This window comes from Achromobacter maghribensis, assembly GCF_057334215.1.
Genome location: NZ_JBHFII010000034.1, coordinates 116,706 through 125,340 on the forward strand (window position 1 = coordinate 116,706; position 8,635 = coordinate 125,340).

At 63.2% G+C, this 8,635-nt stretch carries 10 protein-coding genes; 3 read left to right on the forward strand and 7 right to left on the reverse strand.

Going from position 1 to position 8,635, the window contains the following annotated elements:
* Positions 1-46: 46 nt before the first annotated feature.
* From pal to ACE039_RS14250, 7 genes are read right to left on the reverse strand one after another with little or no spacing between them, the layout of a single operon-like run.
* The gene (gene pal, locus ACE039_RS14220; RefSeq protein ID WP_006217420.1) at positions 47-547 is read right to left on the reverse strand and encodes a peptidoglycan-associated lipoprotein Pal; all 501 of its coding nucleotides are present in this window, start codon (positions 545-547) and stop codon (positions 47-49) included.
* Positions 548-578: 31 nt separating this feature from the next.
* Positions 579-1,901 carry a Tol-Pal system beta propeller repeat protein TolB gene (gene tolB / locus ACE039_RS14225; protein WP_105559343.1) on the reverse strand — a complete coding sequence of 441 codons (1,323 nt, stop codon included), beginning with the start codon at positions 1,899-1,901 and terminating at the stop codon, positions 579-581.
* Between the two features lie 16 nt (positions 1,902-1,917).
* Complete coding sequence (tolA, locus tag ACE039_RS14230) at positions 1,918-3,048, reverse strand: cell envelope integrity protein TolA (protein ID WP_485822645.1); 1,131 nt, start codon at positions 3,046-3,048, stop codon at positions 1,918-1,920.
* Between the two features lie 39 nt (positions 3,049-3,087).
* Positions 3,088-3,549, reverse strand: coding sequence for an ExbD/TolR family protein (locus tag ACE039_RS14235; protein WP_006225983.1), 462 nt, complete (start codon positions 3,547-3,549; stop codon positions 3,088-3,090).
* Positions 3,549-4,229, reverse strand: a complete 681-nt coding sequence (gene tolQ, locus ACE039_RS14240) for a protein TolQ (protein WP_006225984.1) — start codon at positions 4,227-4,229, stop codon at positions 3,549-3,551. The genes ACE039_RS14235 and tolQ overlap by 1 nt, the downstream gene beginning before the upstream one ends.
* A 2-nt stretch (positions 4,230-4,231) precedes the next feature.
* Positions 4,232-4,654 carry a tol-pal system-associated acyl-CoA thioesterase gene (ybgC, locus tag ACE039_RS14245; protein ID WP_485822646.1) on the reverse strand — a complete coding sequence of 141 codons (423 nt, stop codon included), beginning with the start codon at positions 4,652-4,654 and terminating at the stop codon, positions 4,232-4,234.
* A gap of 57 nt (positions 4,655-4,711) precedes the next feature.
* Positions 4,712-6,442, reverse strand: coding sequence for a proline--tRNA ligase (locus ACE039_RS14250; RefSeq protein ID WP_485822647.1), 1,731 nt, complete (start codon positions 6,440-6,442; stop codon positions 4,712-4,714).
* A 65-nt stretch (positions 6,443-6,507) separates the two neighbouring features.
* Between ACE039_RS14250 and ACE039_RS14255 the strand changes: the two genes are divergently transcribed.
* The 3 genes from ACE039_RS14255 to ACE039_RS14265 all read left to right on the forward strand — a co-directional run.
* Positions 6,508-7,080 carry an RNA pyrophosphohydrolase gene (locus ACE039_RS14255; RefSeq protein WP_006217428.1) on the forward strand — a complete coding sequence of 191 codons (573 nt, stop codon included), beginning with the start codon at positions 6,508-6,510 and terminating at the stop codon, positions 7,078-7,080.
* Positions 7,061-7,753 carry a response regulator gene (locus ACE039_RS14260; RefSeq protein ID WP_006225987.1) on the forward strand — a complete coding sequence of 231 codons (693 nt, stop codon included), beginning with the start codon at positions 7,061-7,063 and terminating at the stop codon, positions 7,751-7,753. Before ACE039_RS14255 ends, ACE039_RS14260 begins: the two co-directional genes overlap by 20 nt.
* Positions 7,754-8,635: sensor histidine kinase N-terminal domain-containing protein (locus tag ACE039_RS14265; protein WP_485822648.1), on the forward strand; the 882-nt coding region annotated here is incomplete at its 3' end.

Genomic DNA, 8,635 nt, shown 5'->3' on the forward strand with positions numbered 1-8,635 from the left:
CTGCCCGCCCCGACGCGTGGTAGGGCTCTTGGACTATACGAAAAGCTTAACGCAGATAGTTGATATCGGCGCGGCGGTTTTCAGCAAAGTCGGCTTCCGACGTTCCCGTCGACTTCGGCTTTTCTTTGCCGAAGCTGATGGTTTCGATCTGGTTGTCGCTGACGCCCAGCAGGGTCATCATGCGACGCACGGCGTCTGCACGACGCTGGCCCAGGGCCAGGTTGTACTCAGCACCGCCGCGTTCGTCGGTGTTGCCTTCGATCTTGACCTTCTGCTGCTGGTGCGAAGCCAGGTAGCGGGCATGGGTTTCGACCAAGCCACGGTACTGGTCCGACACGGTGTAGCTGTCGAAATCAAAGTACACCGAGCGCTGTTGCGCCAGGATGCTTTGGGGGTTAAAGGGATCAAGGATTTGGCCAGAGGCCGAAGATCCTTGGCCAGCGCCTCCGCCCTGACCCGCTTTATCGTCGAGAGGGACGGAGCTGCAAGCTGCCAGAGTGGCAGCCAGAGCGGCAATGGTCAGGCTTTTGGCAATGCGCGACTTCATGATAGTTCCTTTGCAAAGAGAGTCACACGTGTTATCGGGTAAATGGGCCCCAAGTCGGTTCACGTATTTCCCCGTTCAGTACCGAAAGCGTCTGCCGTACGCGGCCATCGCTCGAAACACCCGCAAGTACGCTACGTCCATTTTGGATGGCGGCGTAAAGGACTTGCATGCCATTCGGCGCGAAACTTGGCGACTGATCGTCACGACCATCAGTGATCAAGGATTCGGAGCCTGAGGACAGGTTCAACGACGCGATTCGAAACGCGCCGTCGCGTCTTGCAACGTACAGCAGCGTCGATCCATCGGGGGAAATTCGGGGTGATATGTTGTAACCACCATTAAACGTGAGGCGGCGTGCTTCGCCACCTGTCGAGCCGGTCTGATAGATTTGCGGCCCGCCGCTGCGGTCACTCGTAAAGATAATGGAAGCACCGTCTGGCGTAAAGGTCGGTTCGGTGTCAATCCCGGGAGAACGCGTAACTCGGGTGGGATTCGACCCGTCGGACGCGCCAACGATGTAAATTTGCGACAAACCGTCACGTGTCAACGCCACGGCCAGCTTGGAGCCGTCGGGCGACCAGGCGGGGGCGCTGTTGTTGCCCTTGAAGTTGGCGACGGGCACGCGGGCGCTGGTGGCCAGGGTGTGCACATACACAACCGGCTTGCCGGACTCGAAGCTCACGTACGCCAGCTTGGCGCCATCGGGCGACCAGGACGGCGAAATGATGGGCTCGCGCGAACGCAGCGCCACTTGCGGGTTCTGCCCGTCGGCATCGGCCACTTGCAGTTCGTAGGTGGCGCCCTTCTTCAGCACATACGCGATACGGGTCGAGAACACGCCGCGAACGCCGGTGATCTTTTCGTAGATGCGATCGGCGATCTGGTGGGCCACACGGCGCAGTTCCTGCTCGGTGCCGGAGAAAGCCACGCCGTCCAATTGCCCCTTCTTCACCGTGTCGGCCAGGCGGTAGCGCACGTCGTAGCGGCCATCGGCCCCACGGGTGATGCTGCCATAAGCCAGGAAGTCGGCGCCTTTGCCGCGCCAGTCGTCATGGGCGATGGGCGAATCGACATTCAGGCCGGAACCGGCGGCATTGATCAGGCGGAACTGGCCCGTGCGGGTCAGGTCGGCGCGGATCACTTCAGCCAGGGCGCGGCCGTGGGTGTCGTCCACCGCGAAATCGGCAATGGCGACCGGATACTGCGTCGCGCCCGTGCCGGAAATATCAACGCGCAATTGGGCGTGGACCGGTTTCATCGCCATCAGGCAGGCCAGTGTAAGCATCAGCAAACCGAGCCCATACGATCGCCAGAGAGCGAGGAGGGAACCTCGTCGGCTATAAGCGGGAGTCATATTCATCAATCTCCTGTCAATCATACATTTTGTGCACTACGTCAATGAACTTGTCGTAGCCGCCCGTGGAGGGCTTCGGGAATGGGTTGCAGCGGCGGATGCCGGTCTCGACCGCGCGGTCGAACGCCGGATTGCCGGAGGATTGGGTCAGCGATACGCCGTTAACCTTCCCGTCAGTACCTAACTGTACCCGGTATTGTGCGGTCGGATTTCCGGATCCGCTGCGTGGCGGAGGCTGGTAAGCCACGCCCGGAAGGATGCAGGCGCGCACCTTGGCGGCATAGCCGTTATCGCGTCCACCGCCCGCCTGGTTGCGGTCTGCCGTGCCGCCGGGGATGCCTGCGGCGCCCAGCGCGTCATTACGGAACGCATCCTTCAAGGCCTTGTCGGCAGCGGCTTTCTTGGCGGCGGCGGCCTTCTCGGCAGCGGCCTTTTCAGCTGCGGCCTTGTCAGCGGCCGCTTTCTCGGCGGCCGCCTTGTCGGCAGCGGCCTTTTCCGCGGCGGCCTTCTTGGCAGCGTCGTCCTTGGCCTTCTTTTCGGCAGCGGCCTTGTCGGCAGCGGCTTTCTCGGCAGCGGCTTTCTCGGCAGCCTTGTCGGCGGCGGCCTTGTCAGCCGCGGCTTTTTCGGCGGCCGCCTTCTCGGCAGCCTGGCGTTCCTGCTCCAGGCGCTTCTTTTCCTTCAATTCAGCCTGCTTGCGTTCTTCTTCCAGGCGCGCCTTTTCCTTGGCCGCTTCAGCGGCCTGACGCGCCTTTTCTTCCTGCTCGCGCTTCTTCTTCGCTTCCTGGATCGCGATCTCGGGATCTACTTCCTCGGTCTTGGGCTGAACCTCGGGTTCGGGCTTGGGCGGAGGAGGGGGCGGAGGCGGCGGCTCGGGCGCCTTTTCAGGCTCGGGCTTGGGCTCGGGCTTGGGGGCCGGCTTGGGTTGTTCGGGCTGGGGCGTGGGAGGCGGGGAGACGGGCGAATTGCCGTCGGCCCAAAGCTGGACTTCGACGGGGCCGGGGGCCTCCGTGCGCCAGCTCACGCCGAAAATCAGGGCAACCAGCAGCAGCAAGTGCACCGCCACAGCCAGAATGAGCGCATTCCGGTTGTCGTTATTGGGCGGGGTGGCCGGCGGGCCGCTGCGGTGTCGAATTATGGGTGGCGTCATGGGCGTTGCATGCCGGGCAAGCCGGCGGAAGGCGTCGCGTTAGCGTTTTTTCGCGGATGCGGGCTGGGAAGCGCCGGCGGCGGACTGGTCCACCAGCAAGCCCAGGCGGGTGATGCCGTTGGTGCGCAGTTCGTCCATCACCTTCACGACCGTCTCGTAGGGCACCTTGCCGTCGGCGGCGATGACCACCGGCGTTTCCGCGGTAATGCGCGAGCGCACTTGCGCCACAAGCTCGGGGCGCGCGATGTCCTGCATCGTGGCGCCGGGCTCACGCATGCGCAGGGCGATCTTGCCGTCTTCCGAAATCTGGACTTCCAACGGTTTCACGGGCACATCCGATGCCGCCCCGACCGAAGGCAGCTGGATCAGCCCGGGCGTGATCAGGGGCGCGGTCACCATGAAGATGACCAGCAGCACCAGCATCACGTCGATGTACGGCACCACGTTGATGTCGGCCTTCATGCGGCGGCCGGACCTGCCGCGTGAGCTTACCGAGGGCATTAGCGCACCTGCCGTTGCAGAATGTTCAGGAATTCGTCGACGAAGCTGTCGAAACGGATCGAGATGCGATCGATGTCATTCGTGAAGCGGTTGTAGGCGACCACGGCCGGGATGGCGGCGAACAGGCCGATCGCGGTGGCGATCAGGGCTTCCGCGATACCCGGAGCCACCGAGGCCAGCGTGGCCTGCTGCATGTTCGACAGGCCGATGAAGGCGTGCATGATCCCCCAGACCGTGCCCAGCAGGCCGATGTAGGGCGATACCGAACCGGCGGATGCCAGGAAGTTCAGGTGCGATTCCAGCGAATCCATCTCGCGCTGGTAGGCGGCGCGCATGGCGCGGCGCGGGCCATCCAGCAGGGCGGTGGCGTCGCCTGCCGAGTTGCCGCGGCGGGCCTTCAGGAATTCGGTCATGCCGGCATCGAAGATGCGAGCCAGCGCGCCCTGTTCGTCGCGGCGCGAGGCCACGGCCTGTTGCAGCATGGACAGGTCGCCGCCCGACCAGAAATCGTCTTCAAAGCGGCGGGTTTGCGTATGGGCGCGCTTGATCGCAAGCCGCTTGGCGAAAATATAGGTCCAGGACATGATCGAGATGCCCAACAGCATCAGCATGATCAGCTGGACCGGCACGCTGGCGTGCGAAATCAACGAAAGCAACGACATGTCGCTGGTGGCTTGCATGGTTATTCCTGAATTGATTCCAGTTTGGCGCGGAGATCGGTCGGCAGTTCCGTCGGCCGCATGTTGGCGGCATCGACGCAACAGACTTGGATGTTGCCTTCGGCAAGCAGTTCCCCGTCGCGTTCCGCGCGCTGCGCGAAGTGTATCGAAGCGCGGCCCAGTTTGGTGACTCGGCTGCGTATGGTAAGCAAATCGTCCAGTTTGGCCGGCTTCCGGTAGGACATGTCCAAGGAGCGGACAACGAATAAACGTTGCTCGCTGGCGGCCAGCCCGGACTGGTTGACTCCCAGGTTACGCAGCCATTCAGTGCGTGCGCGTTCCAGGAACTTCAAGTAGTTAGCGTAGAAAACGACCCCGCCCGCATCCGTGTCTTCGTAGTAGACACGGACATGCAGGAGGGATTCGGCGGACTTCGGGTCGGTCACGATACGGATAGGAAGTGATGCGGGTCGGGACGCGGAAAGTCCGTAGTAGCTATAAGGTTAGAGGGTGTCCAGCTTCGCCAGCACCGTTTCCAGCGCGGACTCTACCGGAATCTTGGCCGCTTCGGTTTCCCGACGGGCCTGCAATTCCACCACACCATCGTTCAGGCCGCGTTCTCCAACTGTTACACGCAGCGGCGCGCCGATCAATTCCCATTCAGCGAACATCACGCCCGGGCGCGCATCGCGGTCGTCCAGAATGACGTCCACGCCCCGTGCCAGCAGCGATTCATAGAGCTTCTGGGCGGTGTCACGCACGGTTTCACTTTTGCCCCAGCCCACTGGGCAGATCACCACTTCGAAGGGGGCAATCGCGCGGGGCCAGATGATGCCGCGGGCGTCATGGTTTTGCTCGATGGCGGCACCCACGATACGGGTCACGCCAATGCCGTAGCAACCCATTTCCAGGACGGCCGGTTTGCCGGTTTCGTCCAGGAAGGTGGCTTTCAGGGCTTCGGAGTACTTCTTGCCCAGGTAGAAAACGTGTCCCACTTCGATGCCGCGCTGGATGGAGAGCGTGCCCTTGCCATCCGGCGACGGGTCACCCGCGACCACGTTGCGCAGATCGGCCACGAGCTCGGGCTCGGGCAGGTCGCGGCCCCAGTTTACTCCCTGGATGTGGAAATCTTCCTTGTTCGCGCCGCAGACGAAATCGGCCATGTTCGCGACCGTGCGGTCGGCGATCACGTGCACCGGCTTGGCCGTCTTGACCGGGCCCAGATAGCCGGGCTTGCAGCCGAAATACTCGACGATCTCGGTTTCCGTGGCAAAGCGGAAGCCCGCCAGGCCCGGCACCTTGCTCGCCTTGATTTCGTTCAGTTCGTGGTCGCCGCGCAAGAGCAGCAGCCAGATGTCGACGCGGCCCTTGTCGCCGTCGGTGGCCAGCACGATCGACTTGATCGTCTTTTCCAGCGGCAGGCCCAGCAGCTTGGCGACGTCTTCGCACTTGGCCGCGCCCGGGGTGGGCACGTCGGCCATGGCCTGCGTGGCTTCACCGCGCACCGGATACAGGGCAACGGCTTCCGCCAGTTCGATGTTGGCGGCGTAGTCGGTGTCGGCGTTATAGACCAGCAGGTCTTCACCGGTATCGGCGATGACCTGGAATTCATGGCTGCGGGTGCCGCCGATCGAGCCGGTATCGGCCGCCACTGCGCGGAATTCCAGGCCCAGACGGCCAAAAATGCGCATGTAGGCGGCGTACATGGTGTCGTAGCTTTTCAGCGCGCCGGCTTCGTCGCGGTCGAAGGAATAGGCGTCCTTCATGGTGAATTCGCGGCCGCGCATCAGGCCGAAGCGGGGGCGGCGTTCGTCCCGGAACTTGGTCTGAATGTGATAGAAATTCAGCGGCAGCTGGCGGTAGCTGTGGATTTCATTGCGCGCGATGTCGGTAATGACTTCCTCGGACGTCGGCTGCAGCACGAAGTCGCGCTGGTGGCGGTCCTTGATGCGCAGCAGTTCGGCGCCGTATTGCTCCCAGCGGCCCGATTCCTGCCACAGCTCGGCGGGTTGCACCACCGGCATCAGCAGCTCGATGGCGCCCGAGGCGTTCATTTCCTCCCGGACGATCGCCTCGACCTTGCGGATGATCTTCAGGCCCAGGGGCATGTAGGTGTAGATGCCGCCCGCGAGTTTGCGGATCATCCCGGCCCGGGTCATCAGCTGATGGCTGGCGACTTCGGCTTCGGAAGGGGCTTCTTTGAGGGTGTTGATGTGGTAGTTGGATGCGCGCATGTTTAAAGGTGGCAGCAGATACGTATAATCGACTGTAATTGTATTGAATTCGGTGGGGGTGGCCCATGCTTGACCGCGAAGGCTACCGCCCCAATGTCGGCATCATTCTCGTCAACAGTCGAAACGAGGTCTTTTGGGGCAAGCGTATCAGGGAACATGCATGGCAGTTCCCCCAGGGCGGCATCAAATATGGCGAAAGCCCGGTGCAGGCCATGTATCGCGAACTCCATGAAGAGGTGGGCTTGAAGCCCGAGCATGTCCGTATTTTGGGGCGTACACGCGATTGGTTACGTTATAACGTGCCCGATCACTTCGTCCGGCGTGAGTGGCGTGGCCACTATAAAGGACAAAAACAGATTTGGTTCTTGTTGCGCCTGGTGGGACGTGACAGCGATGTGTGCTTGCGCGCGACGCAGCATCCGGAATTCGATGCCTGGCGCTGGAGCCAGTATTGGGTACCCCTGGACGCCGTGATCGAGTTCAAGCGCGATGTCTATACCCAGGCGTTGAACGAGTTGTCGGCGATCCTCTTTCGGCGTCATCACGAAACCCGCTATCTGCGCCAACGCGTGCACGGACAGCGGGCAGCAGAGAATTTGCCCGAAGGAACGGACGGTCATGCGCATATTGTTGGTTGAAGACGAACGGGACATGGCGTCCTGGTTGATGCGCGCGCTTGCCCAAAGCGGGTTCGTGCCAGACCATGCGGCAGATGCTCGCACCGCCGAGGCATTCATGGCGGGCACGGAATATGACGCCATCGTCATGGACCTGCGTCTGCCCGACAAGCACGGCCTGGTCGTCCTGCGCGAGATGCGCAACCGGGACGACCGCACGCCGGTCTTGCTGCTGACCGCCCAAGGCGCACTGCAGGACCGCGTGCGCGGACTGAACCTGGGCGCCGACGATTTCCTGACCAAGCCCTTCGCGCTGGAAGAGCTGGAAGCACGGCTGACCGCGCTGGTGCGTCGCAGCCGCGGCCGCCAGCATCCGCGCCTGCAATGCGGCTCGCTGTCTTATGACAGCGAAAGCCGTGCCTTCACGCTGGACGGCTCCTTGCTGTTCCTGACCCCGCGCGAACACGCCGCGCTGGCGGCGCTGCTGACTCGCAGCGGCTATCCGGTGGACAAATCGCAATTGTTCGGCAAGGTCTTCACGCACGACAGCGAAGCCAATCCCGACGCCATCGAGGTCGTGCTGCACCGGCTGCGCAAGAAGCTGGCCGGCAGCGACGTGCGTATCGTCACCGTGCGCGGGCTGGGCTATATGCTGGAAAGCGTCACCAGCGAGTCCGCGGCATCGGAATCCTGAGTGAGCCTGCGGATCCCCGGGTTGCCGCGCGTCGGCATCCGCGCGCTGTTGATCATCCTGCTGTTGCCCGGCGTGGTGGTGCTGCTGGTCATCGACAGCCTGAACGACTACCGCACACTGTCCGAGATCACCAACGAGGCCTATGACAGCGCGCTGGTGGAACCTGCCCGCGTACTGGAAAGCAGCCTGGAATTCACGCCTGACGGCAACCTCCAGGTGGCCACGCCGCTGTATGCGCAGGTGATGCTCGAGTCCCGCGCGGGGCTGCGCAAGTACTTCCGCATCGAACAGATCGACCCGCCGCTACCCGACGGCGCGCCCGTGCCCACCGACCAGGGCAAGACGCTGCTGGGCATGCCTGAAATGCCGCGCCCGCCGAGCTGGCCGCGCTCAAACGGCCAACCCGTGTTCTATGACGGCGTCTACCGCAATGATCCGGTGCGGGTGGTCGCGGTCGTGCGTGATCTCTATTACCAGGGCTTGCACCGCCAGGTCCTGGTCGTGGTGGCGGAAAGCACCGGCAAGCGGATCGAAGCCGAAAACAATGCGCGGCGCCAGGAAATCCTGCGCGACACGCGCATGCTGGCGCTGGTGGTGCTGCTGGTCTGGTGGGGCGTGTCGTGGGCCTTGAAGCCCCTGCGCCGCCTGCGGGTCGATATCCGCAACCGTCGCCCCGACGACCTGACCCCGCTGGACGCCTCGCGCGTGCCCAACGAAGTGTCGCCGCTGGTCGACGCCGTCAACCACCATATCGCCCGCTATCGCCGCGTGCTGGATGAGCAGTCGCACTTCCTGGCCGATGCCTCGCATCAGTTGCGCACGCCGCTGGCCATCATGCTGACGCAGGCCCAGTACGCGCTGCGCGAACGCGACCCGGCGCGC